The sequence below is a fragment of the Carboxylicivirga linearis genome, assembly GCF_018271995.1.
Taxonomy (GTDB): domain Bacteria; phylum Bacteroidota; class Bacteroidia; order Bacteroidales; family Marinilabiliaceae; genus Carboxylicivirga; species Carboxylicivirga linearis.
Map to the genome: position 1 here is coordinate 25,279 of NZ_JAGUCO010000003.1, position 24,652 is coordinate 49,930.

Here is a 24,652-nt window from a genome sequence, read left to right on the forward strand (position 1 = left end):
TCGCATCCTGTTTTAGAAAGGGTATAGTATTAATATACAAAAAGGCCAAACCTCTAGGTTAGAGGCGGCCTGAATATGTTTGTAAAACCACCTTTACTCGGCAGTTTTATTTTCTTTTTTGTCTTTGTCGTCAGAAGATTTATCAGCGCCCTCTTCATTACGGGCTTTTTTAAACTCCTTCATTCCTTGGCCCAGGCCTTTCATCAACTCAGGAATTTTACGACCTCCAAATAATAATAATAAAGCCAATATTATTAATATCCATTCTGGTCCACCTGGTAGGGCCCAAAGCATAACGTAAGCTAGATTCATCGTAAATTGGTTTTTGTTACTACAAATTTAATTAATTGCCCTTATTTAAAGAAGGCTTTAAAGATATCATTTCCGTTGGCAAAAAGAAGCAATCCAAGTAATAATATCATACCTGTAATCTGAGCATATTCCATAAATTTATCACCCGGTTTACGTCCTGTAACTATTTCGTAAAGTAAGAATAATACGTGTCCACCGTCAAGAGCCGGAATAGGCAAGATATTCATAAATGCCAGGATTAGTGAAATTAGCCCCGTGTTAAACCAAAAGGTTGACCAGTCCCAGCTAGAAGGGAAAAGTTTTCCCATTGCGCCAAAACCACCAACTTGTTTAGCACCTTCTTTGGTAAATATCAAGCGCATTTGTTTTACGTAGTTGATAAGGATTTCGAATCCCATCTTAAAACCTTTAGGAAAGGCTTCCCATAATCCATATTGGTGTCTTTTTATAGCAGCATAACCAGTAGCGCCACTAGCATCAAAACCCAATGTTGCATTTTCTGATACCTGCGCAAGCAATGTCATCGGTTGGCCTTCGCGATATATTCCTAAATCAATGTCTTTCCCTTTCTGGTTTTGCATCTCATTTGTAAAATCATTGAAAAAGGCTGTTGATTTATTATTGATGCTTACTATGCTATCACCTGCTAAAAGACCCGCTTTTGCGGCGTTCGTGTTTTTCATCACTTCGGCAACAACAACAGGAGTTCTTATTCCAGCAAAATCCTTTACCTCGTTTTTTAAATAGGTTTGATCATATTCTTCAGGGATGTTAATGGTAATGATTTCATCACCACGTTTAACTGTTAATTGTTTACCATCTTCAAAAAGAATAAGACGGGCAATATCACCGCTCGATTCAACATTGAAATCATCCACCTTTAGTACGATGTCTCCGTCTTGTAAACCAATTTGATGACCAACCTCGTGGTAATACAAACCGTATTTAGCTGTTTCAACCGGCATGTAAGATTCGCCCCAGGTGTAAAGCATCATCCAGAAAATAAATAATGCTGTGATGAAGTTAACAACTACACCACCTACCATCACTAACAGTCTTTGCCAAGCTGGTTTTGATCTGAATTCCCAAGGTTGAGCCGGCTGTTCCATGGCTTCTTTATCCATCGACTCGTCTATCATACCGGCAATTTTTACATAACCACCTAAAGGCAACCATCCAACACCGTATTCAGTTTCTCCCTTTTTAAATTTAAATAATGAGAACCATGGATTGAAAAATAAATAAAATTTCTCAACCCTGATTTTAAAAAGTCGGGCAAAGAAGAAATGTCCAAACTCATGTAAAATAACAAGGATGGAAAGGCTCAGAATTAATTGAACGGCTTTTATAAAAATATCCATTAATTTCAGTTTTCGTAATTAAGCAACAAATATATCTTTTTCTATTCAAATGGGTTTAAATAAAAGTGAGATTGGACACCTAACGGTTGTTTCCAGAATAAAACTTTAATAAAACCGGTAATTTATTTTTTATTCATAATGATTTGAGTAGCCAGTTCCCGTGCTTCAGTATTCGAGTTTAGGTAATCATCAAACGTAGGAGTGTCGATAAAAGTTGACCGCTCCATTGTTTTTTCTATGATTTCTGACATTTCAACAAACCCAATGTTCTTGTTTAAAAAATGGTCAACGGCAATTTCGTTGGCTGCATTTAATATACAAGGCATGTTTCCGCCCTTTTTCATGGCTTCAAATGCCAGGTAGAGATTACGAAAAACATTAATGTCGGCCTTTTCAAATGTGAGAGATGGATAATCAAGGAAATTGAATCGTTCAAAATTTACTTTTAATCTCTCGGGAAAAGATAAAGCGTACTGAATGGGTAATCGCATATCAGGTAATCCCATCTGAGCCTTCATTGAACCATCTTCGAATTGAACCAATGAATGTACAATGGATTGAGGGTGAACGACAATATCAATCTGGTCGGGGCGCAAACCAAATAACCAGCGAGCTTCAATAGCTTCTAAGCCTTTGTTCATCAACGAGGCACTATCGATGGTTATTTTATCTCCCATGCTCCAGTTGGGGTGATTCAGTGCCTGACATCGGGTAACTTTTCTAAGGAATTCAACATCTTTTCCTCGGAATGGTCCACCAGAAGCTGTTAAGTATATTTTTTCAACCGGATTGTGGTATTCGCCTACCAGGCATTGAAAAATAGCTGAGTGTTCTGAATCAACAGGCAGAATACTTACTTTATGCTCCAGCGATAGTTTAGTGATAATGTCACCGGCTACCACCATGGTTTCTTTGTTGGCTAAAGCAATTGTTTTGCCTGCTTTAATAGCATTAACAGTGGGCAGTAATCCTGAAAAACCTACCATAGCCGTTAGTACTATATCAATGCTGTTCATTTGTACAACCTGAGCAATAGACTCTTCTCCTGCATAAACCTTTATGTCATGCTCTGATAAGGCATCGCTTACCTGCTTGTATTTCTCTTTGTTAGCAATAACAACCGTGTTGGGTTGGAATTTTGTAGCTTGCTCAATTAAGAGTTCAACACTATTATTAGCTGTTAGTACTTCAACTGAAAAGTTTTCAGGATGTTGTTCAATTACCTCCAGTGTTTGCTTACCAATGGATCCTGTTGATCCAAGAATCGCTATCTTTTTTAACATGAATCTACCCTTGTCTATCTATTTTGTCTTTATTCAAACGACATGTATTGTTCTGCATCAATGGCAACACCGTTGTACCATAGCTCAAAATGCAGGTGTGGGCCGGTGGTAAATTCTCCTGAATTACCTACGTGAGCAATGGCTTCGCCAGCCTGAACTTTATCGCCCATGCTTTTTAAAAGTCGTTCGTTATGCTTGTAAAGTGAAATGAGGTTATGGCTATGTTGCACCTGGATTACGTATCCTGTTTCAACTGTCCAACCGGTAAATATTACGGTTCCTTCTAGTACAGAACTAACCCTGGCACCTTCTTTTGCTACAATGTCAACTCCATAATGGCCTTCTGATTCACCAAATTTATTAACAACAACGCCTTTTAGCGGAGTAAACAGAAAGCGATGTTCAAGCTCCAGCTTGTTGCTTGTGGTCTCAAAAGCTGATAGGTTGAATTTCTCTTCTCGCTCTATCTGCTCTCTGAAAATAGAGTCTTCTTCGGATTTTTTGAATGATATTTTACTATTGTTGTATTCATTCAGGCTATCGATGTCCTCAGCAGTAGCTCCTTCAGGTAATTCGCCTGACATAATGGCTCTAATGTCACGAAAAAATTTATCACGACGTTCAATTTCCCATATTAAACTGTCTACCCTTTGAGTGTTTTGAATAATTAATCGACGTTCGTGCCCAGATGGATAACCTGGAATATATTCACGTAAGCCTGTAAAAGCAATGAGATAAATGACAAATACAATTAATACAATAGAAGTAATACCTATGGTAATGAAAACATTTAGCCTCGAAAGCCTCATTCCAAATACTTCTTCAAATGTTTGTTCATTAAAAACTGCCAGACGATATTTGTGTCTCAGCTTGTCAACGAGTGATTTGCTTTTCTCTACTTTTGCCATTTATTGATGAAGATTTTTCAACGCAAGCAAAGGTAAAAAATCTGATTAATTATGCAGTTGATTTCATCATTTACTTTTGGGTATCAACCTCTCAAAAATAGATCTGTCCAAAAGAAAGTGATCATTGTTTTCGATGAGAATTGCAAAATTTTATTCGTTAACCACTAAAAAAGCAGTGTTCATCTACTAGCCATTTCATTCATCCTGTATAAACCGGTAGTTTGTCGATTGGAATTCTGTTCTGATGGAAAAGCTTTTCAATCCTTTGGCAGAGTGCTATGTGCCATCTATTTTTACACTTGGAAAACAGAAGATGGCGGACGGCAAACTAAACGCTAAAAGGAAAGAAAATGGTTAATTTAATTACAGCATTAGGAGAAATTAGAACTCATACAAAAGTTGTTGGTATTGATTTTCCTAAAAGAAACGAATTGCAAATTTCATTTGTAGATACATTTGCAGATTTGCTTATTCCAATAAGTCCCGAAATGGACAATAATCTACTGATTGGTATCTTTTATAATTATTTAAACAGGCCAGAAAGTAGGTTGGCGAGAGCATAAGTTTATTCAATAATAAGTTTTTGAACAGCGAAAGAGTCTAGTAAATAGAGTCTTTCGCTGTTTTTTTATACATTTAATAAATGTAACATAGATAATTGCAGTTATGAATTTAAAAATCATCCTTTTATTATTAGTTCTTATTCCATTTTTTTGTCATGCTCAGGATAGAATAACCGGGCGAAATTTTGCTTCGCGCAGTGAGGTTATTGCAAAAAATGGCATGGTATGTACAAGTCAGCCTTTAGCAACACAAATTGGTTTAGATATTCTTAAAAAAGGAGGTTCAGCAATTGATGCTGCCATTGCTGCCAATGCTGCATTGGGGTTAATGGAGCCAACCGGTTCTGGTATTGGTGGAGATTTATTTGCCATAGTATGGGATGCTAAAACTCAAAAGCTATACGGGTTAAATGGTAGCGGACGTTCTCCAAAGAATCTTACTCTTGATTATTTTAAAAAGCAAGGTTTAGATAAAATACCAGCTTATGGACCATTACCTGTAACTGTTTCCGGATGTGTAGATGCCTGGTTTGAGTTGCACTCCAAATTCGGAAAATTGAGCATGAAAGAGGTTCTGCAACCTGCTATTTCTTATGCAGAGGATGGATTTCCATTGTCAGAGTTGATTGCTTTTTATTGGAATTTGTCAGTAGATCGTTTTAAAGTATATCCCAATGTCACCAACACCTATACCATCAATGGTAAGGCTCCTGATAAAGGTCAGATTTTTAAAAATCCTTATTTAGCAAATACATATAAAGTGTTAGCAGACAAAGGGAGGGATGGTTTTTATAAAGGAAAAATAGCCAAAACAATAGCTGATTTTATTCAAAGTGAGGGAGGTTTTTTATCTGAGAATGATTTGGCAGCGCATAAAAGTGAATGGGTTGATCCGGTATCGGTTAATTACAGAGGTTATGATGTTTGGGAGCTTCCTCCCAATGGGCAGGGAATTACTGCTCTTCAAATGTTGTCAATTTTAAAAGGTTATAATTTTAGGAAAGAAGAGTATGGTACAGCACGTCATTTACATTTGGTGACAGAAGCTAAAAAGTTAGCTTTTGAAGATAGAGCAAAGTACTATGCTGATATGCATCAAGTGGATGTTCCGGTGGAAGAATTAATTTCAGATGAATATGGTAACAGAAGACGTGCGCTAGTAGATGAGAATACAGCCGGGAAATACAATGCCGGCAAAGTAAGTGCCGGTGAAACCGTTTACCATACGGTTGCCGATCAATGGGGGAATATGATTTCGTTAATACAAAGTAATTATCGGGGTATGGGATCAGGAATGGTACCACCTGAACTGGGGTTTATGTTGCAGGATAGAGGTGAGCTGTTTTCATTGCAGCCAACCCAGGCAAATGTTTTTGAGCCTGGGAAAAGACCTTTTCATACTATTATACCGGCCTTTGTAACAAAGGATGGAATGCCTGTTATGAGCTTTGGGGTTATGGGAGGTGATTTTCAACCTCAGGGCCATGTCCAAATACTAATGAATCTGATTGATTTTGGAATGAATTTGCAGGAAGCAGGCGATGCACCACGTTTTAGTCATCATGGCTCATCTACTCCTACAGGTCAATCATCAGAAGGAAGAGGAGAAGTTCATGTGGAAACTGGTTTTGATGCTGAACAAATTTTAGAATTAACAAAAATGAGACATAGGGTTGCTTATTCTCCGGGTGAATATGGTGGATATCAGGCAATATGGTATGATGCCGAACAAAAAGTATACAAAGGAGCATCAGAATCGCGTAAAGATGGTCAGGCAGCAGGATATTGATGCAGTTGGTGCAATTCTATTTGTTGATATAAAGTCGCAGTCAAACGACAAATTCATGTAACTAATCAAAATAACTTATTATGAAAGGTTATTTTATCTATTTTGGTTGAGTTAAGTAATTTACATGGATTGGACAAAGTTATTCTTCAGAAATAGAAAACATAATAATTTGCTTCGGTCTTTCAAAAAGATTGAACCAATCATTCATGAGATATTTGCTCCAGGCAACAGATTCGTAGGAAAAGATTTTTTTCAGTTTATTGGACAAAAGTCTTGCGAGATTGCAGGTGCTGACCTTTTAATGATTGGTAAATTTGATGCAAAGGAGCAGTTAATTAAATCATTAGTATATTGTTCAAAAGATGAGGTGTTCAACAATATTTCATATCATTTGAATGAATCTCCATGTAAGCAGGTTTTTGGTAATGAAATATACAGTATTAAAGAAGGAGCCTGGGAACAATTTAGTAGCGATGCTCCTTTTGCAGATTCAGTAGTGGAAGGGTATATCGGTATTCCGCTTTTTAATTCCTCAAATGAACCAATTGGAATTATTGTTGCCCTATTTAAAAATCCAATTCGCAAACACCTTAAGACTATAGAGTCGTTATTGTTTCTTTTTACATCTCGATTAAGTACTGAGATTGAGCATCTTCAAGCTAAAGAAGATATTAAGAAAAGGAATGTTGAGCTGGAGTTAATGCATCGTGCGTTGAAAGATAAAAACAAAAAGCTCGATTATTCGGTGGCCGAGATGCGAAAGGCTCAATTGAAATCAAAAGAATATGATCAATTAAAATCTACTTTTCTAGCCAATTTAAGTCATGAGATCCGTACTCCGATGAACGTAATATTGGGTTTTATGGAACTTCTTAAGTCCGACTCGTTAACAGTGGAAGAAAGAGAGGAGTATGTAGAAATAATCAATTTTAATGGTTTGCAATTGCTGAAAGTGATGGATGACCTGATTGATATCTCTAAGTTACAAACTCGCTTATTGCAAGAGGAATTTAGTAGGTTGATTTTAAATAATCTGATGTATAAAGTTCATGTACATTTTACCAAACAGGCAGCTTTGTTGAAAAAGGATTTGTCAATCAATTTTTACAATGGTCTGGAAGATGGTAAAGATATTATTGTAACTGATGAGGATGGTTTAACAAAGGTATTGAAGCATTTGTTGGATAATGCTTTGAAATTTACCAGAGATGGAGGGGAAATTACTTTTGGTTATGAGCTACATGGTGAGGAACTTATATTTTCAGTTAAAGATAATGGTGTTGGAGTTCAGCCAGGTAAGGAAGATGTGATTTTTGATATGTTCCGTCAGGGGCAAGATGATATGAAGAGAGAATTTGGAGGTAATGGACTGGGACTAGCCATTTCAAAAAAATACATTGAAACTCTTGGTGGTAAGATATGGCTTGACAAGGAATATATGGACGGAGCACGTTTTTGTTTTAGTATCCCTTTTGAACCTTCAATGGCAAGAAAAGCTACTACTAAAAAGCAGCCATTAACAAACCAATATCTTTAAAAGGTAGGTTGAATCTATTGGCAATAAGGTTGTTAGTGAGTATTCCCTTGTATAAGTAAACTCCATGGCTTAGACCTATATCTTCTTTTATTAAATTCTGAATGCCACCAGACTCTCCTAAATTCAATAAAATAGGTGCAAATATATTACTAAGTGCAATCGATGAGGTTCTGGATACTCTGGAAGCAATGTTTGGAACACAATAGTGGATCACTCCATGCTTATGAAAGATAGGTCTATCAAAATTTGTACATTTACTGGTTTCAATGCAACCGCCCTGATCCATACTTAAATCAATAATTATGGAACCTGGTTTCATTTGCGAAACCTGATCTTCGGTGACCATAAAGGTTGGTCCGGCTTGCAAATAACGAAGACTACCAATTAAAGCATCGGCACTTAACATGGCTTTTGTAACCGCTGGCGGATGCAGAACAGAGGTAAATATCCGTTGTCCAATGTTGTGTTCCAGTGTGCGTAAACGATGAAACGAATTATCAAATACTTTAACAGACGCACCTAAACCTAATGCAGCTCTTGCAGCAAATTCGCCTGCAGTTCCAGCACCAAGTATAACTACTTCGGCAGGAGAAATTCCGGTAATGCCTCCTAATAAAACACCTTTGCCATTATGTGCCTTGCTCAGGTATTCACTTGCAATCATTACCGATGCAGCTCCTTCTATCTCACTCATGCTTCTTAAGATAGGGTAGCAATCGTTATCATCTTTGAGTAATTCATAGCCAACAGCAATAATTTTCTTTTCCATCATTTTTTGGATGGTTTCTCTGCTGTGGTTATATAAATAAATTAGTGAAAAAACTACCTGATTGGGTTTAAGAAGTTCAATTTCATCTTTGTTGGGTGCTGATATTTTAAGGATGATGTCGGCAGAAAACACTTCTTCTTTCTTGACAATTTTAGCACCACACTCTGAAAAATCATGATCGAAATAATGAGCTCTATCTCCGGCTCCGGCTTCAAAAAGAATGGTATGACCATTTTCAACAAGCAGTTCAACTCCTTGTGGTGTTAAGGGGACTCTGTTTTCGTATTGAGAATAATCTTTAGGAATGCCAATCGTAACCCTTTTCTTTCTCTTACCCGTTTCCAGCATTTCTTCCCGGGGTAACAGATGTGTCTGTCCCATCAAGGAATAAGGTTTATTTTCGCCCATGATTATATTTTTGCTACCAGTTATTCTGAACTACTTCCAATGTGCATCAAGATAGCAAAAAAGATTAATTTTTAGAAACAGTTATTGCTTTTCAACGGTAAGTTTGCGTCTGCCGTCAGATTCTTCGGTAATGTGCAAGTCAAGTCTACCATCAGGCAAAAGAGACGCAATTTTTTCGGGCCATTCAATCATGCAATAATTGCCTGAATATAAATAGTCTTCATAACCCATGTCGTAGGCTTCTTCTTCTTCTTTTAGTCGATAAAAATCGAAGTGGTAAACGATGTCATTATCAATATTATGATATTCGTTTACAATAGCAAAGCTGGGACTGTTTACCGTATCGTTTATTTGTAAGGCTTTGCAAATAGCTTTAATAAAGGTAGTTTTTCCAACACCCATTTCGCCATAAAAAGCAATCACACGCTCGTTAGTGTACTGAGCTAGAAATGCTTTTGCTACATCGTCGATCTGTTCTAATGAATCAATATAAAATGTATTCATATCTTATTATTACACTGCAAAAATAAGATATGAAAATGAATCTTCCATCAATTATTTTCGTCCTTTTATTTGAGCGCAGGGAATAATCATTTCTTCGAGCGAAATTCCTCCATGCTGAAATGTATCGCGGTAATAACTAACATAGTGATTGTAGTTATTGGGATAGGCAAAAAAATCGTTTTGGCAGGCAAAAATATAGGTAGATGAAACATTCAGTTTTGGTAAAAATGCTTTCTCCGGTTGTTTTATTTCAAACACCTCTTTTGCTTTGTATGCCAGGTTTTTACCTTGTTTGTATCTAAGATTGGTATTGACATTTCTATCACCAATAACTTTCACCGGATTTTGGGCACGTGTTGTGCCATGGTCGGTGGTAAGAACAATAGTTACATCTTCCTCTTTAAGCCTTTGCAATAGTTCTTTCAATGCCGAATGATTAAACCACGAAAGTGTGAGAGAGCGATAAGCGGCTTCATCTCTTGCCAGTTCTTTAATCATTTTAACTTCTGTTCGGGCATGAGAAAGCATATCTACAAAATTGAATACGATGGCGTTTAAGTCATTCTTCAATAGGGTGTGAAGATTATCTAACAGGTTCTTTCCGGCATCATTATCTGATATTTTATGATAGCTGTAACTAGCTTTTTTTCTAAACCGTTCGAAAAGGGTTCCTAATAACTCTCCTTCGTATTGATTTTTACCTTCCTCCACATCTTCGTCAACCCAATATTGCGGATACATCTTTTTTATTTGAGTTGGTAAAAGACCCGAAAATATGGAGTTGCGTGCATATTGTGTTGCAGTAGGCAGAATACTGTAAAACGGAGCTTCATCTTCAATAAGGTAATCGGATGATATGACTCTTTTCAAAACTTCCCACTGATCGTATCTAAAATTATCAATTACAATAAAAAAAACTTTCTTCCCTTGATCAAGAAGGGGGAGGACCTTATTTTTTACCAATTGATGCGACATTAAAGGTGCCTCTTCTTTCTCGTTCAACCAATCGAGGTATTCTTTTTTAATGAATTTAGTAAAGGCCTGGTTCGCTTCATTTTTTTGCATGCGAAGCACTTCATCCATAGCTCCATCTCCTTGTTCAAGTTCCAGCTCCCAATAGATAATTCGTTTGTAAACTTCAACCCAATCTCTGAAGGTAAATGAATCGTTGATCTTTAAAGCAATTTGTCCAAACTGTGATTGATAACCCGAAGTAGTGGTTTTGGTGACCAACTCTTTTGTATTCAGATTCTTTTTGATGGAAAGAAGTATTTGTCGTGGATTAACCGGCTTAATCAGGTAGTCGGAAATTTTATTTCCAATGGCTTGATCCATAATATCTTCTTCCTCGCTTTTAGTGATCATTATCACCGGAATTTCAGAGCGTAACTCCTTAAGATGATTCAGTGTTTCGAGACCTGATAAACCAGGCATATTTTCATCAAGAAAAATGAGGTCATAAAAATTCTCTTCTACCATTGAGAGCGCATCCTGACCATTGGTGGCCGTTTCAACCCAATAGCCCTTTTCTTTTAAGAACATAATATGTGCTCTTAAGTGCTCAATCTCGTCATCTACCCATAGAATTTTTATGTTGCTGTCGCTCATAATCGTTACTTTCTAAACTTAATAATAATCTTCGTAGAATCTTTCATATGATCTGAGACTAGGTCTTTTTAGAAAAAGCTCAAAGTTGGAAGGCGTAATTGTATAAAAATAGTGTTCTTTGCGAATAATGTCACGAGTTAAGAATGCATTTTTATGAACTTCTTCAATAAAACCTTTTGCTAATTCTGCATTTCCAAACTCTTCAATTTTCAATGCCCGATGATTATCGCCTATTTCTATCAAATCAACCTTCATAGTTGCCCCATATTTATTACGAGAAAAATTGGTGTAAATGGTTTTAAAACGATTGTAATCCATCCGTGTTTTCTCAATTATAATCAACACGTAATGTGTTGTATCGGCATTGTATGAATATATTGACCGTCGTTTACGCGGTTCAACAGGGGCTTCCACTTTTGTTGAGTCCTCAGCAGGAATAGCCACTGCAGCTTCTGTTGGTATTTCAGTTTCAGTAGCTACAGATTCTTTTTCCTGTTCCGTTGTAGTTTGTTGTTCTTCTTCAGTGGGTTCAGTATTTTCTTTAGCTTCACTGCTATCCTCGGCAACCAATTCGGCCTCATTATTTTCTGGTACCTCTTCTTCTTTGATTCTTACTTTGTCAAGTTCTTTTTTGGCAACAGGAGTTAAATAATAGGTATTGAAAAACTCTATGTACTCATTTATTAAACCTGATAGATAGAATTTACCAGCATTGGTTTCTGATAGAACGGTGATGTTGTCTTTAAAGAAATCAAATTTGAAAAACTCAGGACGTTCGCGCAATGAATAGAAGTAATCCATTGCTTCATTTTTATTTTTGAATCCACTAACAATAATGGCATTAGATCCATTAATAAGTGTTTGTTCTTTTAATTCAAAATCATGTAATAAGTAACGCGAAAAGTTGTAGTCGGCAACATTATAAATCGCCCTATTTACATTTTCTGGCTCAATATTCATAACCACCAGCTCATAGGGTTCGTTCTCGGTATAAATAAATTGCAATTGATCTTCTGGTGATTCTCCATCTCCGGTCAGGCTATCTGCCGTAGCAAATGCAGAACCTTGTGGTGTAGCAGCAAATAGAGTTCCTTGCACCGGTGTTTTACCTTCTTTCAGATGCTTGAGTAATTGTTTTGCTAAAGCCGATTCTTCGCTGTCGGGAGCTTTTGCTACCAAGCTGTCCAGATCATTTTTAAATAGCTCAACATTACCCAGTTTACCTTCAGATAAAGCTCTTAATAGATAATATTTGGGTACTAACGGATTTTCATCATCTGATGCAATAGCTATACTACTAGCACTAACCACTTCGTTAAAGCGACCAAATAAAAAGTCTTCATACGTTTTTTGGTAGGCCTGATCTTGCTCTTTCTTGACTTTATCCAGTTTGTCAAAGAATTCAGGATCATTGAGGTAAGTAACAAAACGGCTGTCAGGAAATTCGGTTTCCAATCTACGTCGTGTTGAAGCCATACCTGCCTGATCATTATTTAGTCGATAGGCATTGTAGAGTGCTACCAGAGCTTGATCTCTCATGTCACCTTGAGGATAACGACTTAGTAAATCTTCCAGCGATTCAATTGATTTTGGATAATTCTCCAATCGATCCATAAAAAGTAATCCCATTTCCATCAGCGATGTTTCTATCTTATCATCCGAAGCGGCTCTTGCTTCTCCAGAAACTGGGATGTCGGCTAACAGCTGTTCGCGAGTTGGGATATTTCCAGAACTGGCTTCAGAAGCTTGTGTTTCATGTTTACCTTCCGATTCATCGGTAGTTTGACCTTCTGATCCATCAGCAAACGGATCGTCTGGCATGTCAAACGGATCATCAGGCATTACTTCTTCATCCATGTTCTTGCTTTTGTCACTTCTTCTCCAGTTGTCCTCCAGCTTTCTCTTTCCCCAGCGTTTCTGGAATTCTGATTTGCCTGATGCCTTTGAGGCCTGATTATAGAAATACCATTTTCCACCATTGGCATTTGATGATACAGAGCTTTGTGTATTCTGAGAAAAGAAAGGATCGTAATCACTTTCCTGTTCACGCCTTTCTTGTTCAAGACGTACTTCTTCCTCTTTCCTTTTAGTTTCAATAATTCCATCAAGATAGGCGTATAAGACCGGTTCACTCATATCGGCCAGACGCTGCAGACTATCTTCATGCTGCACAATTAATATGTTTTCTGTCAGTTCTTTCAAGCCAACCTGACGTTCCATTAATATATCGTAGTTTTCAAAGTCCTCGTCGAGAACAACAAGGGCACTGTCGTAATGATAATAGGCATTAGGGTAATCAAAACGATTGTAATAAATTTCAGCGGCATCATAATACGACTGTCCTTTCTGCATATTATTATCAATGCTACTGTTTACCGATAACCTGTAATATTGTAATGCTTCACTATCGTTATCTTCTTGTTCTGCCACCTGACCAAATGCCCAATAAATCTGATCGAGATAGTCTTTGTTTTTCTTATCCTTCTTAAGTTTGTTAAGTTCTTTTTTTATGGTTGCTATATCAGCGTTTTCATGCAGAATAGATGCCTTTCTTACTTTTGCATTAAAAGTCATTTCATAATCGGGACTGGCCTTTGCAACATAGGCAAATGATTCAGCGGCTTCTTTTCGTTGGTTGGTTTCGAGATACAATTGGCCCAATATATAACTGAAGCGAATCCTTTGATTGCGATCTTTGTTATCTGCAATGTTGTTTTTTAAATATGGAATAGCTTCAGCATATTTATTCTGTTTTAAAAGCAAATTGGCATAAGCTGCCATAAAGTCGCCGTATAATTCAATAGGAGCATTACCACCTAAATCGTAGCTCTCCAATGCCGATAAGGCACCAATATAATCCTGATATTCGGTGTAGGCTCTGGCTAGCCAAATTAATCCCTCGTACTGAGCCGGAGTGTTATTGTATTCGCGAACTACATATTGGAAGGTTCGGATAGCCGTTAAAAAGTCGTGTTGGTAAAATTGTGCTTTACCTATTAACAGATAGGCATCATCCACCCAGTTATTATATTCTTTTTTTGAATAAAAATCTGACGAACGTCCTTTTGAACCCGACCTTTTTTTAGGTTTAGCCTTTATTGAATGCTTTTTAATCAGTTTACCTCCCTTTTCAATGGCTCTTTCCATGTTACCGGTTGCCACTCCAATAGCATCTTTGTCTGATGATTCAAACATGGGAAGTATCTGAGAGTAGTCATTCTTGTAACCATCTCTAATGGATTTTACGCCTGTATTTAAGGCCTCTTTACCATTGAAATAGACATTATAATAGGCTGTTAGGTTGTGGTAGTTCCGGCTGAGCCACGTATTCTTTTTAGTGCTGCACCCCATCAGCACCAATAAAATTGTAAGTATAAAACCGGTTTTTCTATATATCATGTAATGCGACGTCTTCTTAATCAAGATTAAAACTCAATTTGAGCAAAAATATTTCATTAAAACTCAAAAATTACCATGTAGAGTAAAAACAATTTCTAAATTTACCAATTATCACTGAATTGCAAACCATTCATTGGGGTAGGTTGTAGAACACACCAAAGTTTATGAAGCATGAGAATTAATGTTATTGAGGATGATAAGGTGTTTAATAAGCTGATTGAGCATACTTTGAAACTCAATCCTGATTATGAAGTACAGTCCTATTTTAACGGGAAAGATTTTATACGAAATTTAAGCGATAACCCGGATGTTGTAACCTTGGATTTGGGCTTGCCTGATTATACGGGTAATGAAATTTTGAAAAAAATTAAGCGTTTTAACCCTGAAATCGATGTTATAGTTATTTCTGGTCAGGATGACATTTCAACAGCTGTTCAGCTCTTAAAAGAGGGGGCCTACGATTATATCACCAAAGATGAGAATATTAAGGAACGTTTGCTTCATAGTATTCAGAATATTAAGAAAAATAAGAACCTTAAAAACGAGATTAGCCAGCTAAAGACGGAGATAGGGAATAAATATGAATACCGTAATGCAATTATTGGTGATAGCCCTGCCATAAAAGCGGTTTTTGCTTTAATTGACAAAGCGATAAAAGTACCCAATATTAATGTTTCGGTATATGGCGAAACGGGTACAGGTAAGGAGTTAATAGCCAAAACTATTCATTATAATTCACCACGTAAAGACAGTCCGTTTATTGCGGTTAATATGGGAGCTATTCCCAAGGAATTGATCGAAAGCGAATTGTTTGGGCATGAGAAAGGTGCTTTTACAGGCGCTATTACAGCAAAGAAAGGTAAGTTTGAAGAGGCTGATGGCGGTACCATCTTTTTAGATGAGATAGGGGAGATGGACTTGAACCTTCAGGTGAAGCTGCTTCGTGTTTTACAGGAAAGAGAAATAACCCGGGTTGGAGGCAATGCTGTTATAAAAATTAATACACGAATAATAACAGCAACCAACAGAGATTTGGCAGAAGAAGTAAGGGAAGGAAACTTCCGCGAAGATTTGTACTATCGCTTACTTGGCTTACCCATTCACCTTCCACCATTAAAAGATAGAAGAAATGATACGATTATGCTTACTCAACATTTCTTAAATACCTTTTGTAAAGATAATGGATTGGATAAGTTGGAGCTTACTTCTGCAGCTAAAAAGAAGATATTGAGTCATCGTTTCCCAGGAAATGTTCGCGAGTTAAAAGCGGTAGTTGAATTAGGTGCCGTAATGACTAATTCAAATATTATTGATGAAGAACATATTATGTTTAACTCCACTCAATCGGAGGAAGATATTTTCAATGAAGAGATGACCTTAAAAGAATACACCGAACGTATTATACGTCATTACCTCAAAAAGTATAATAACAATGTACTACAAGTGGCAGATAAATTGGATATGGGTAAGTCTACCATCTATAATTTGCTGAAAAAAGATAAAGAAACTAAGTGAAAGAAGGTCATTTGATTGATCTGTTAAGAACCATTAAAAGGATGTTTTTAACCCTAAATAGAATATTATGAGGAGATTATGTTTGTTATTATTGCTTACGCTTCCTTTTTTATTTGCAGGATGCGACAAAGATAAAGATGTAATTGAACCAAAAACAGCCGGTGAATTAACGGGGGAAGCCATAGAAAGTCTGGCAGAAGAATTACATATTAGTAAAGCTACTACCTATATGATGAAGAACTATTCAGGCGACATTTATTTAAGAAGCGATGAGTCTAATGAGAGTTTTTCAGTTGAAGGGCAGATTATTAAAGTGGGTAATACATATTATAATCTCGATAAGCTGGTTAAATATGAAGCTGTAGAATTAGAGGCTCCAGCCAATGGTTATATTTTAGAAATGTATTTTGAAGGAATGGAGTCATTTTAATAAACTATACAAAAAAGCGCAAAGAATCACTTCCTTGCGCTTTTTAATATATAATATTTGTCTAGTCTTGAGTTCGTTTAATGGGCTTTTTAGTCTAGTTTTAATACTGCCAGAAAGGCTTTTTGTGGAACTTCCACATTACCCACCTGTTTCATTCGTTTTTTACCTTTCTTCTGTTTTTCCAACAGTTTACGTTTACGCGAGATATCACCACCATAACATTTTGCAGTCACATCCTTACGAACAGCTTTAACCGTTTCACGAGCTACAATTTTAGCTCCGATAGCAGCCTGTATAGCAATGTCAAATTGCTGACGTGGTATTAATTCTTTCAGTTTCTCGCACATGCGACGACCAAAAGTCTGCGCATTATCAAAGTGAATTAATGAAGAAAGGGCATCCACACTTTCGCTATTCAACAAGATGTCTAAACGAACCAGTTTAGCAGGTCTGAATCCGATTGGATGATAATCAAACGAAGCATATCCTTTAGAAATACTCTTTAGCTTATCGTAAAAGTCGAATACAATTTCTGCTAATGGCATATCAAATTCCAAATCCACACGGTCGGAAGTCAGATAGTGCTGTTTCATCAATTCGCCACGTTTACCCAAGCAAAGCGACATGATACTTCCGATGTATTCCGATTTGGTAATAACCGAAGCTTTGATGTAAGGTTCTTCCACGTGATCCAAAAGTGTTGGTTCTGGCAATTCCGATGGAGTATGAATATTGATTACTTCGCTCTTTTTAGTATGAGCAATATAGGGTACGTTAGGTACAGTAGTAATTACCGCCATGTCGAACTCACGATCCAAGCGTTCCTGAATAATTTCCATATGAAGCAGTCCTAAGAAACCACAACGGAAACCAAATCCTAAAGCAGCAGACGACTCAGGTTCATAGGTTAACGAAGCATCGTTCAGTTGCAACTTCTCCATAGCTGCACGTAGGTCTTCGTAATCTTCAGAATCGATAGGATAGACACCTGCAAATACCATTGGTTTTACTTCTTCAAAACCACCGATGGCCTTTGCACATCCACCTTTTACATGAGTGATGGTATCACCCACTTTTACCTCTTTACTGGTTTTGATACCTGAAATGATGTAACCTACATCACCCGTTCTAAGCTCTTTGCGTGGCTCCATATTCAAGCGAAGTACACCAATTTCGTCAGCGTCGTATTCTTTACCTGTGTTGAAGAACTTCACCATGTCTCCTTTTTTGATACTACCATTAACTACTTTAAAGTAAGCAATGATACCACGGAAAGAGTTGAACACCGAATCAAAAATCAAACATTGAAGCGGGGCTTCAGGATCTCCAACAGGAGCTGGTACACGGTGTATTAAGGCTGATAAGATATCTTCAACTCCTTCACCGGTTTTACCACTGGCGCGGATAATATCTTCGCGATCACAACCAATCAGATCGATGATTTGGTCTTCCACTTCCTCAGGCATGGCATTAGGTAAGTCCATTTTGTTGAGGATAGGAATAATCTCTAAATCGTGTTCGATAGCCTGATAAAGGTTTGAAATAGTTTGCGCTTGAATTCCCTGGGTAGCATCTACAATTAAAAGCGCACCTTCGCAGGCAGCAATGGAACGTGATACCTCGTATGAGAAGTCGACGTGTCCCGGGGTGTCAATTAGGTTAAGAACGTATTTTTCATTCTCAAACTCATAGTCCATTTGAATGGCATGACTTTTAATAGTAATGCCTCGTTCGCGTTCCAGATCCATATCATCCAGCACCTGTGCCTGAAGATCTTTTTCTGAAACGGTTTTGGTAAATTCCAATAAACGGTCGGCCAGGGTACTTTTACCATGGTCGATATGGGCTATAATGCAAAAATTACGTATGTTCTTCATCTAAAAACTATTATACTGATCGTTCAACCTCTTTTTGTCAACTCCACAATTCAGGTGTGCAAAGATACTTATTTCCTTGAATTATTAGAAGGTTGTGTTTGTAAAACAAAAGAGGCTGCCTTAAAAGACAGCCTCCTAAATATGTTGTGATTGTAATTTCTTACATCATTCCTGGCATTCCGCCACCCATTCCGCCGCCCATTGGAGGCATTGGAGCTTCGTCTTCTTTTTCTTCTACTAAAACACACTCGGTAGTTAAGAACATACCAGCAATAGAAGCAGCGTTCTCAAGAGCAATACGAGTTACTTTAGCAGGGTCGATAACACCACTTTCCAATAAGTTTTCGAAGCGGTCGAAGCGAGCATTGTATCCAAAGTCAGCTGTTCCTTCAGCAACTTTTTGTACAATTACAGCACCTTCTTTACCTGCGTTGAATGCAATCTGACGCAATGGCTCTTCGATGGCGCGTTTTACGATTTCGATACCAGTTGTTTCGTCTTCAGTTTCACCTTTTAAATCAGCTAATGAAGAAATAGCACGAACCAAAGTAACACCACCTCCAGGAACGATACCTTCCTCAACGGCAGCGCGGGTTGCACTTAAAGCATCATCAACACGGTCTTTTTTCTCTTTCATTTCAACTTCAGAAGCAGCACCTACATAAAGTACAGCAACACCGCCAGCTAATTTAGCTAAGCGCTCTTGTAGTTTCTCACGGTCGTAATCTGAAGTAGTATTAGCTATTTGAGCTTTGATTTGTGCAGTACGAGCATCAATAGCATCTTTTTGACCAGCTCCGTTAACAACGGTTGTATTTTCTTTGTCGATAGTTACTTTTTCAGCTTCTCCAAGCATTTCCAAAGTAGCGTTCTCTAATTTCAAACCAGTTTCTTCAGAAATTACAGTACCACCAGTTAATACAGCAATATCCTGTAACATTTCTTTACGACGATCACCAAAACCAGGAGCTTTAACAGCAGCTACTTTTAATGAACCACGTAAACGGTTTACAACCAATGTAGCCAATGCTTCGCCATCAACATCTTCAGCAATAATAACCAAAGGTTTTCCAGCCTGAGCAGTAGCTTCCAATACAGGAAGAAGATCTTTCATAGTAGAAATCTTCTTGTCGTGGATTAAGATCATTGGATGCTCCATATCAGCTTCCATTTTTTCAGTGTCAGTCACGAAATATGGAGAGATGTAACCGCGATCGAACTGCATACCTTCTACTACCTCTACAGTAGTATCAGTACCTTTAGCTTCTTCTACAGTAATAACACCTTCTTTGCTTACTTTCTCCATTGCTTCAGCAATCAACTTACCAATCATGCTGTCGTTGTTAGCTGAAATAGTAGCAACCTGCTCAATTTTTTCGCTGTGTTCACCAACTTCCTGAGCTTGCTCTTTAATGCTTTTTACTACTGCTGTAACAGCTTTATCAATACCGCGCTTTAATTCCATAGGATTGGCACCGGCAGTAACGTTTTTCAAACCAACGTTAATGATTGACTGAGCCAAAACAGTAGCAGTTGTAGTTCCGTCACCAGCATCATCACCTGTTTTAGAAGCTACTTCTTTTACCATTTGAGCACCCATGTTTGCATATGGGTCAGATAATTCAACTTCTTTAGCTACTGATACACCATCTTTAGTAATTGATGGAGCACCGAATTTTTTATCGATAATTACATTGCGACCTTTTGGGCCTAATGTTACTTTAACTGCATCTGCTAACTCATCAACACCCTTTTTTAGTAGGTCGCGAGCTTCAATATTGAATTTTATTTCTTTAGCCATTTTGCTTGTTTTTAATCGTTGGTTAATTATTAAAGGATATACAACACATCAGACTGAGACATCAACAAGTAATCAACTCCATCGATGTTTAATTCAGTACCGCCATACTTTCCATATAGTACAACATCACCAGCTTTAATTTCCATTTCTTCATCTTTTTTAGCTGCTCCAACCAATACAACTTGTCCTTGTAATGGTTTTTCTTTTGCTGAATCAGGAATGATAATACCACTTGAAGTAGTGGTTTCAGCCTCTTGTGGCTTAACCAAAATTTTACCGGCTAAAACTTTACCTTTTAAATCTGACATATCTATAAATTTTAAATTTAAACAATTTGATGCAGGCAAATTCTCACAAAGTATGCCAAATGCAATTTACGGGTATTTTTAATCAAAAGTCTGCCTTTTTTTCAGTTAACTGACAGAAACTTGTGACAAGGAAAGTCAAAATTGCAGCAGTGCGGTGGATTGCCTGATATGAGATTACAAAATGTCAGGCACAAAAAAGCCGGTTTATCAATGACAAACCGGCTTACTCTTAATATCGTAGTTTAATGCTTATTCAGCGTCTTGTGTAGCTGCTGACTCCTGAGTCTGATCTCCTTCTGCTGGAGTAGGGAATGCAGGTACCTCTTGCTGTTGTTGCGGAAGAGCATTAATTTTTTCATCCACTTCGGCACCTCCTGGCATTGATTTAGGTAAAACCATTACGGCAACAAAAGCTAAAACTAAAACGGCAGTAGCTAAAGTCCATGTTGCTTTCTCAAGAAAATCGGTGGTTTTACGAACTCCCATCACCTGGTTAGAAGCCGAAAAGTTAGAAGCTAAACCTCCACCTTTTGAGTCTTGAACTAAAACGATCAGGATAAGAAGGATGCTCACTATAATAACTAGTATCGAAATAAACGAATACATATTTCTCTATTTATTGATTATTAATACTTTTTTTTAGGTCACTAATTTGCTCGGCAAAGTAAACACTTTTTTCGGGATATTTCAAACGCAACTTTTCATAAATGCTAATAGCTTTTTCGAAATGTTTTTGTTTGATGTATATGCTTGCTAATGTTTCAGATAGTAGGTCGTCAGATTCGCTGATGCTTTTTTCATGACGTACATTTCCGTTATTATTATCAGGAATATCCTTTCTTCCAATCACTTTTGGTGCATCAAAACTTAAGAAATTATCAATGAGTTGTTGCGATTTCTTTTTGGGTTTTGGAGTTTCTTCTTGTGCTTGATTTACGGGAGCATGACGCAGAGCATTAAGCCAACCAGAGAAAGAGCGATTTTCTTCTTCGTTTATATTGTTGGCATCGTGTAATTGGTACCCGGTATAATCAGATGATTCGTATTCAAGAAAATCAGCACTGGGTAACACCATTGGAGCTTCGTCTTCGTCTTCCGTATTGTTTTTGCCAATATCGGAAAAGTCAAGTGTTTTACCATCTTTGGTTTCGTAAACGTCATCGGCTTGAAAATAATCACTAACCGAGCTGATATTGGTTGACATGCCAATAGATGACCTCTCTGACGTTGACGATTCTTGGTTCTCTGATTTTTCAATTACTTCAACAGGTACTTTTTCTTGCGGAGTAATCTGAGTTTCGTTTTCCTCAATGGATTCATCTTTTACCTGATGACTATGAACCAAATCAAAAAGTCTTTGTCGATCGGCTATAAAGGCAGCTGATGTTTTTAGCTCACTATTGAACTTGACATGATCAATCAGATGTAGGTTTTTGACCAATAACAAACGGGCTGTTTGAAACCAAGGGTATTCATCAATTATTTCATTTAATGATGAGACCGTATCCTTGTTTAAACGATCGGGATTGTTTACGAAATCAAAAAACTCTGACTTATTCATGTTTAGTTTCTACCAGTCGGCAAATGCCTTATTGAAAATATTTTCAGTAATCTCTTCAACCATTTCTCTGGTAAGATCCGCTTCAACAGCATTTATATTCTGATTGGAATCAAAATCGCGAAATGCTGAAAAGGAAGATTCCCAGTTGCTTTTAGGATCTTTATAGTTTTTGTATGTTACTTTAACTGTCATTGAAAGACGCGTTTGGGCAGCAACAGCATCAGCCTGAATATCCATTGGGCGAACGTCATAACCCGTAATGTTTCCTGAAAAATCTATATCTCCGTTGTCTGAGACTAATCTCAACCTCGACTCATTGGTGATTCGGTCTTTCAAGCCTTCTGTAAATTCCTGGCTAAGTGTTGGGTTTATCAATGGAGCACGGTTGTTGAAATACTGTACCGAGAATGAGTTGATATTCTCCGGGATAGATGCACCACTCATTGTCATGTTAATTGAGCAAGCGGTAAATCCACTAACTATTATTGCTAAAGCAGCAAATATTTTTATTTGTCTTATCATTATATACTTACTAAAGTTTACCCTTCTATCTTATATTCTTTAATTTTCCGGTACAAAGTTCGTTCCGAAATACCCAATTCGCGAGCTGCTTGCTTACGTTTCCCATTGTACTTATCCAATGCTTTTTTTATCAATTCAATTTCTTTTTCAGCTAAAGACAATGATTCTTCAACAAATTCTTCGGTATCTTCAATGCCTGAATGCTGTTCGTTTTGTTGATTATTGTACGTTGGAACGTTGTTAGGTATATTGTCCGGTACAAAGCTGCCTTCTTCAGTTTGATATAGTTTTTGAACGATATTAGCATGTTCAGCCTGAGCAACCACCGGACCATCTTCCAGTAAGCCGTGTACCAGTGTTTTTAAATCGTTCATATCGCGTTTCATATCAAATAAAACCTTATATAATATTTCACGCTCTGTATTGAAATCAGCTCCACCAGGCATGTTTTTCTGATCGATTAAAGCCGGCAGGTTATCTCCGCTATGATAAGGTAAATAACGAGTCATTGATTCACCGTCAATTTCTCTTTCTTGCTCAATTACAGATATTTGTTCGGTAATGTTTTTTAATTGTCGGATGTTTCCCGGCCATCGATATCCCAAAAGAAGCTTCTTGGCATCATCGGTTAATTTAATTGCCGGCATGCGGTAACGATTGGCAAAGTCGCTTGAAAATTTGCGGAATAATAAATAAATATCTTCAGCTCTGTCGCGCAACGGTGGTATTTTTATAGGAACGCTGTTAAGGCGATAATACAAATCTTCACGAAATTTACCTTCTTTAATGGCTTTCTCCATTTCAACATTGGTGGCAGCTACCACCCGAACATCCGTCTTTAAAACTTTGGAAGAACCTACCTTCATAAATTCTCCGGTTTCTAAAACTCTCAGTAATCGCACTTGTGTTGCTAAAGGAAGCTCTCCAATTTCATCTAAAAAAATAGTTCCTTTATTAGCTTCTTCAAAATAACCTTTACGATCCGACAAGGCTCCGGTGAAGGCTCCTTTTTCGTGACCAAATAATTCTGAATCAATGGTTCCCTCAGGAATAGCCCCGCAGTTAACCGCAACATAAGGCCCATGTTTTCGAGCGCTGTTCTGATGAATAATTTGTGGAAAAGACTCTTTACCAGTACCACTCTCACCCGTGATCAGAACAGAAAGATCGGTGGGAGCAACTTGTACGGCAACATCAATGGCCCTATTTAGACCAAATGAATTACCTATGATGCCAAACCTTTGTTTGATTTGCTGTAGATCCATGGATACTAATTTTTTGACTAGAAAATGAGACTGCAATTTTAGCAGTTTGACTGACAAAGTTACAATTCTCAATGTTTTTTCGAGGAAAAGCTGAAAACAATTTTCACCAATTGTAAGCCGTTGAAAAATATCATTAAATTTACCGATAAACAGATGAGATAATAAAATATGTTAGAAAAAAATATTTTGGGTTTGATACCGGCCCGTTTTGGATCAACACGTTTCCCTGGTAAGCCTTTGGCTGATATTGGTGGTAAACCTATGATTCAAAGGGTTTATGAGCAGGCTCAGAAAGAATTGAAATATGTTTATGTAGCCACAGATGACGAGCGAATTGAACACGCTGTTTCGAAATTTGGAGGTAAAGTAGTTATGACTTCTGAAGATCATCAGAGTGGTACAGACAGATGTGCGGAAGCTTTGCTGAAAGTAAAGCAATTGGAAGAAACAGATTTTTATGCAGTGCTGAATATTCAGGGTGATGAACCTTTTATCAGTCCTGAGCAAATTGGTTTAGTTGCAAAGTGCTTTAATCAAGCAGAAACAGAATTGGCCACCTTGGTTAAGCCAATTAAACATACCGAAGACCTTTTCAATCCGAATAAACCTAAGGTGGTTGTAAGTAAGGATAAAAAAGCACTCTATTTCAGCCGTTCACCCATACCTTATCTTCGTTCAGAGCAGGAAAAGGATTGGGTAGATAAACATCAATATTATAATCATATTGGATTGTACGGTTATCGTTCTGATGTATTGATGGAAATAACAAGATTGCCTTTGGGGCAGCTGGAACTGGCAGAATCTTTGGAGCAACTACGTTGGCTTGAGAACGGTTACTCTATTAGGGTAGAAGAAACCAACGAACAGGCGGTAGCTATTGATACTCCACAAGATCTTGAAAAATTATTGAAATCCGGATTAATAAGATAATT

Annotated in this window: 21 protein-coding genes; 6 read left to right on the plus strand and 15 right to left on the minus strand. The window is 37.4% G+C overall.

The genetic code is table 11. The annotated features are described in order from the left end of the window. Positions 1-93 precede the first annotated feature (93 nt). The 4 genes from tatA to KEM10_RS05735 all read right to left on the minus strand — a co-directional run bounded on the left by tatA (position 94) and on the right by KEM10_RS05735 (position 3,864). Positions 94-312 (minus strand): twin-arginine translocase TatA/TatE family subunit, encoded by a 219-nt coding sequence (gene tatA / locus KEM10_RS05720; RefSeq protein WP_212214604.1) that lies wholly within the window; start codon positions 310-312, stop codon positions 94-96. Between the two features lie 41 nt (positions 313-353). Further along, positions 354-1,673 (minus strand): RIP metalloprotease RseP, encoded by a 1,320-nt coding sequence (rseP, locus tag KEM10_RS05725; RefSeq protein ID WP_212214607.1) that lies wholly within the window; start codon positions 1,671-1,673, stop codon positions 354-356. Between the two features lie 122 nt (positions 1,674-1,795). Continuing rightward, positions 1,796-2,956, minus strand: coding sequence for a 1-deoxy-D-xylulose-5-phosphate reductoisomerase (locus tag KEM10_RS05730; protein WP_212214610.1), 1,161 nt, complete (start codon positions 2,954-2,956; stop codon positions 1,796-1,798). Between the two features lie 29 nt (positions 2,957-2,985). After that, positions 2,986-3,864 carry a M23 family metallopeptidase gene (locus tag KEM10_RS05735; protein WP_212214614.1) on the minus strand — a complete coding sequence of 293 codons (879 nt, stop codon included), beginning with the start codon at positions 3,862-3,864 and terminating at the stop codon, positions 2,986-2,988. Between the two features lie 350 nt (positions 3,865-4,214). Between KEM10_RS05735 and KEM10_RS05740 the strand changes: the two genes are divergently transcribed. From KEM10_RS05740 to KEM10_RS05750, 3 genes are all read left to right on the plus strand, one after another. Next, positions 4,215-4,427, plus strand: coding sequence for a hypothetical protein (locus tag KEM10_RS05740; protein WP_212214617.1), 213 nt, complete (start codon positions 4,215-4,217; stop codon positions 4,425-4,427). A 103-nt stretch (positions 4,428-4,530) separates the two neighbouring features. Continuing rightward, positions 4,531-6,216, plus strand: a complete 1,686-nt coding sequence (gene ggt, locus KEM10_RS05745; RefSeq protein ID WP_212214621.1) for a gamma-glutamyltransferase — start codon at positions 4,531-4,533, stop codon at positions 6,214-6,216. Positions 6,217-6,340: 124 nt separating this feature from the next. Next, the gene (locus KEM10_RS05750; RefSeq protein WP_212214624.1) at positions 6,341-7,753 is read left to right on the plus strand and encodes a sensor histidine kinase; all 1,413 of its coding nucleotides are present in this window, start codon (positions 6,341-6,343) and stop codon (positions 7,751-7,753) included. Here the strand turns inward: KEM10_RS05750 and KEM10_RS05755 are convergent. The 4 genes from KEM10_RS05755 to porW form a co-directional block, all read right to left on the minus strand. After that, the gene (locus tag KEM10_RS05755; RefSeq protein WP_212214628.1) at positions 7,719-8,930 is read right to left on the minus strand and encodes an alanine dehydrogenase; all 1,212 of its coding nucleotides are present in this window, start codon (positions 8,928-8,930) and stop codon (positions 7,719-7,721) included. The genes KEM10_RS05750 and KEM10_RS05755 overlap by 35 nt on opposite strands. An 81-nt stretch (positions 8,931-9,011) precedes the next feature. Then, positions 9,012-9,434, minus strand: coding sequence for a tRNA (adenosine(37)-N6)-threonylcarbamoyltransferase complex ATPase subunit type 1 TsaE (gene tsaE / locus KEM10_RS05760; protein ID WP_212214629.1), 423 nt, complete (start codon positions 9,432-9,434; stop codon positions 9,012-9,014). Positions 9,435-9,485: 51 nt separating this feature from the next. Beyond that, positions 9,486-11,042, minus strand: coding sequence for a T9SS response regulator signal transducer PorX (gene porX, locus KEM10_RS05765; protein ID WP_212214630.1), 1,557 nt, complete (start codon positions 11,040-11,042; stop codon positions 9,486-9,488). A gap of 18 nt (positions 11,043-11,060) precedes the next feature. Then, positions 11,061-14,441: a type IX secretion system periplasmic lipoprotein PorW/SprE gene (gene porW / locus KEM10_RS05770; RefSeq protein WP_212214631.1), complete on the minus strand. Its 3,381-nt coding sequence runs from the start codon at positions 14,439-14,441 to the stop codon at positions 11,061-11,063. A gap of 171 nt (positions 14,442-14,612) precedes the next feature. Between porW and KEM10_RS05775 the strand changes: the two genes are divergently transcribed. Beyond that, entirely contained in the window at positions 14,613-15,956 is a 1,344-nt protein-coding gene (locus KEM10_RS05775; RefSeq protein WP_212214632.1) for a sigma-54-dependent transcriptional regulator, read from the plus strand. A gap of 67 nt (positions 15,957-16,023) precedes the next feature. Further along, on the plus strand, positions 16,024-16,386 hold the full coding sequence (locus KEM10_RS05780) for a hypothetical protein (protein WP_212214633.1): 363 nt from the start codon (positions 16,024-16,026) through the stop codon (positions 16,384-16,386). 89 nt (positions 16,387-16,475) lie between these two features. On the opposite strand, the gene lepA is transcribed toward KEM10_RS05780, so the two are convergent. From lepA to KEM10_RS05815, 7 genes are all read right to left on the minus strand, one after another. Next, a complete protein-coding gene (lepA, locus tag KEM10_RS05785) occupies positions 16,476-18,263 on the minus strand; it encodes a translation elongation factor 4 (RefSeq protein ID WP_212214635.1) in 1,788 nt (595 codons plus the stop codon). Between the two features lie 160 nt (positions 18,264-18,423). Then, positions 18,424-20,064 carry a chaperonin GroEL gene (gene groL, locus KEM10_RS05790; RefSeq protein ID WP_212214637.1) on the minus strand — a complete coding sequence of 547 codons (1,641 nt, stop codon included), beginning with the start codon at positions 20,062-20,064 and terminating at the stop codon, positions 18,424-18,426. 29 nt (positions 20,065-20,093) lie between these two features. Further along, entirely contained in the window at positions 20,094-20,372 is a 279-nt protein-coding gene (locus KEM10_RS05795; protein WP_212214639.1) for a co-chaperone GroES, read from the minus strand. 249 nt (positions 20,373-20,621) lie between these two features. Continuing rightward, positions 20,622-20,978 carry a preprotein translocase subunit SecG gene (secG, locus tag KEM10_RS05800; RefSeq protein WP_212214641.1) on the minus strand — a complete coding sequence of 119 codons (357 nt, stop codon included), beginning with the start codon at positions 20,976-20,978 and terminating at the stop codon, positions 20,622-20,624. Between the two features lie 10 nt (positions 20,979-20,988). Next, complete coding sequence (locus KEM10_RS05805; RefSeq protein WP_212214643.1) at positions 20,989-21,933, minus strand: tetratricopeptide repeat protein; 945 nt, start codon at positions 21,931-21,933, stop codon at positions 20,989-20,991. A 9-nt stretch (positions 21,934-21,942) separates the two neighbouring features. Continuing rightward, on the minus strand, positions 21,943-22,455 hold the full coding sequence (locus KEM10_RS05810) for an LptE family protein (RefSeq protein WP_212214644.1): 513 nt from the start codon (positions 22,453-22,455) through the stop codon (positions 21,943-21,945). A gap of 17 nt (positions 22,456-22,472) precedes the next feature. Then, positions 22,473-23,720 carry a sigma-54 interaction domain-containing protein gene (locus KEM10_RS05815; protein ID WP_212214646.1) on the minus strand — a complete coding sequence of 416 codons (1,248 nt, stop codon included), beginning with the start codon at positions 23,718-23,720 and terminating at the stop codon, positions 22,473-22,475. A gap of 168 nt (positions 23,721-23,888) precedes the next feature. Between KEM10_RS05815 and kdsB the strand changes: the two genes are divergently transcribed. Further along, positions 23,889-24,650: a 3-deoxy-manno-octulosonate cytidylyltransferase gene (kdsB, locus tag KEM10_RS05820; protein ID WP_212214647.1), complete on the plus strand. Its 762-nt coding sequence runs from the start codon at positions 23,889-23,891 to the stop codon at positions 24,648-24,650. Positions 24,651-24,652 lie beyond the last annotated feature (2 nt).

Excerpts from the sequence above, each read along its gene's own strand:
- tatA (WP_212214604.1), bottom strand. The coding sequence starts at position 312 with ATGAATCTAGCTTACGTTATGCTTTGGGCCCTACCAGGTGGACCAGAA.
- rseP (WP_212214607.1), bottom strand. The coding sequence starts at position 1,673 with ATGGATATTTTTATAAAAGCCGTTCAATTAATTCTGAGCCTTTCCATC.
- KEM10_RS05730 (WP_212214610.1), bottom strand. The coding sequence starts at position 2,956 with ATGTTAAAAAAGATAGCGATTCTTGGATCAACAGGATCCATTGGTAAG.
- KEM10_RS05735 (WP_212214614.1), bottom strand. The coding sequence starts at position 3,864 with ATGGCAAAAGTAGAGAAAAGCAAATCACTCGTTGACAAGCTGAGACAC.
- KEM10_RS05740 (WP_212214617.1), top strand. The coding sequence starts at position 4,215 with ATGGTTAATTTAATTACAGCATTAGGAGAAATTAGAACTCATACAAAA.
- ggt (WP_212214621.1), top strand. The coding sequence starts at position 4,531 with ATGAATTTAAAAATCATCCTTTTATTATTAGTTCTTATTCCATTTTTT.
- KEM10_RS05750 (WP_212214624.1), top strand. The coding sequence starts at position 6,341 with ATGGATTGGACAAAGTTATTCTTCAGAAATAGAAAACATAATAATTTG.
- KEM10_RS05755 (WP_212214628.1), bottom strand. The coding sequence starts at position 8,930 with ATGGGCGAAAATAAACCTTATTCCTTGATGGGACAGACACATCTGTTA.
- tsaE (WP_212214629.1), bottom strand. The coding sequence starts at position 9,434 with ATGAATACATTTTATATTGATTCATTAGAACAGATCGACGATGTAGCA.
- porX (WP_212214630.1), bottom strand. The coding sequence starts at position 11,042 with ATGAGCGACAGCAACATAAAAATTCTATGGGTAGATGACGAGATTGAG.
- porW (WP_212214631.1), bottom strand. The coding sequence starts at position 14,441 with ATGATATATAGAAAAACCGGTTTTATACTTACAATTTTATTGGTGCTG.
- KEM10_RS05775 (WP_212214632.1), top strand. The coding sequence starts at position 14,613 with ATGAGAATTAATGTTATTGAGGATGATAAGGTGTTTAATAAGCTGATT.
- KEM10_RS05780 (WP_212214633.1), top strand. The coding sequence starts at position 16,024 with ATGAGGAGATTATGTTTGTTATTATTGCTTACGCTTCCTTTTTTATTT.
- lepA (WP_212214635.1), bottom strand. The coding sequence starts at position 18,263 with ATGAAGAACATACGTAATTTTTGCATTATAGCCCATATCGACCATGGT.
- groL (WP_212214637.1), bottom strand. The coding sequence starts at position 20,064 with ATGGCTAAAGAAATAAAATTCAATATTGAAGCTCGCGACCTACTAAAA.
- KEM10_RS05795 (WP_212214639.1), bottom strand. The coding sequence starts at position 20,372 with ATGTCAGATTTAAAAGGTAAAGTTTTAGCCGGTAAAATTTTGGTTAAG.
- secG (WP_212214641.1), bottom strand. The coding sequence starts at position 20,978 with ATGTATTCGTTTATTTCGATACTAGTTATTATAGTGAGCATCCTTCTT.
- KEM10_RS05805 (WP_212214643.1), bottom strand. The coding sequence starts at position 21,933 with ATGAATAAGTCAGAGTTTTTTGATTTCGTAAACAATCCCGATCGTTTA.
- KEM10_RS05810 (WP_212214644.1), bottom strand. The coding sequence starts at position 22,455 with ATGATAAGACAAATAAAAATATTTGCTGCTTTAGCAATAATAGTTAGT.
- KEM10_RS05815 (WP_212214646.1), bottom strand. The coding sequence starts at position 23,720 with ATGGATCTACAGCAAATCAAACAAAGGTTTGGCATCATAGGTAATTCA.
- kdsB (WP_212214647.1), top strand. The coding sequence starts at position 23,889 with ATGTTAGAAAAAAATATTTTGGGTTTGATACCGGCCCGTTTTGGATCA.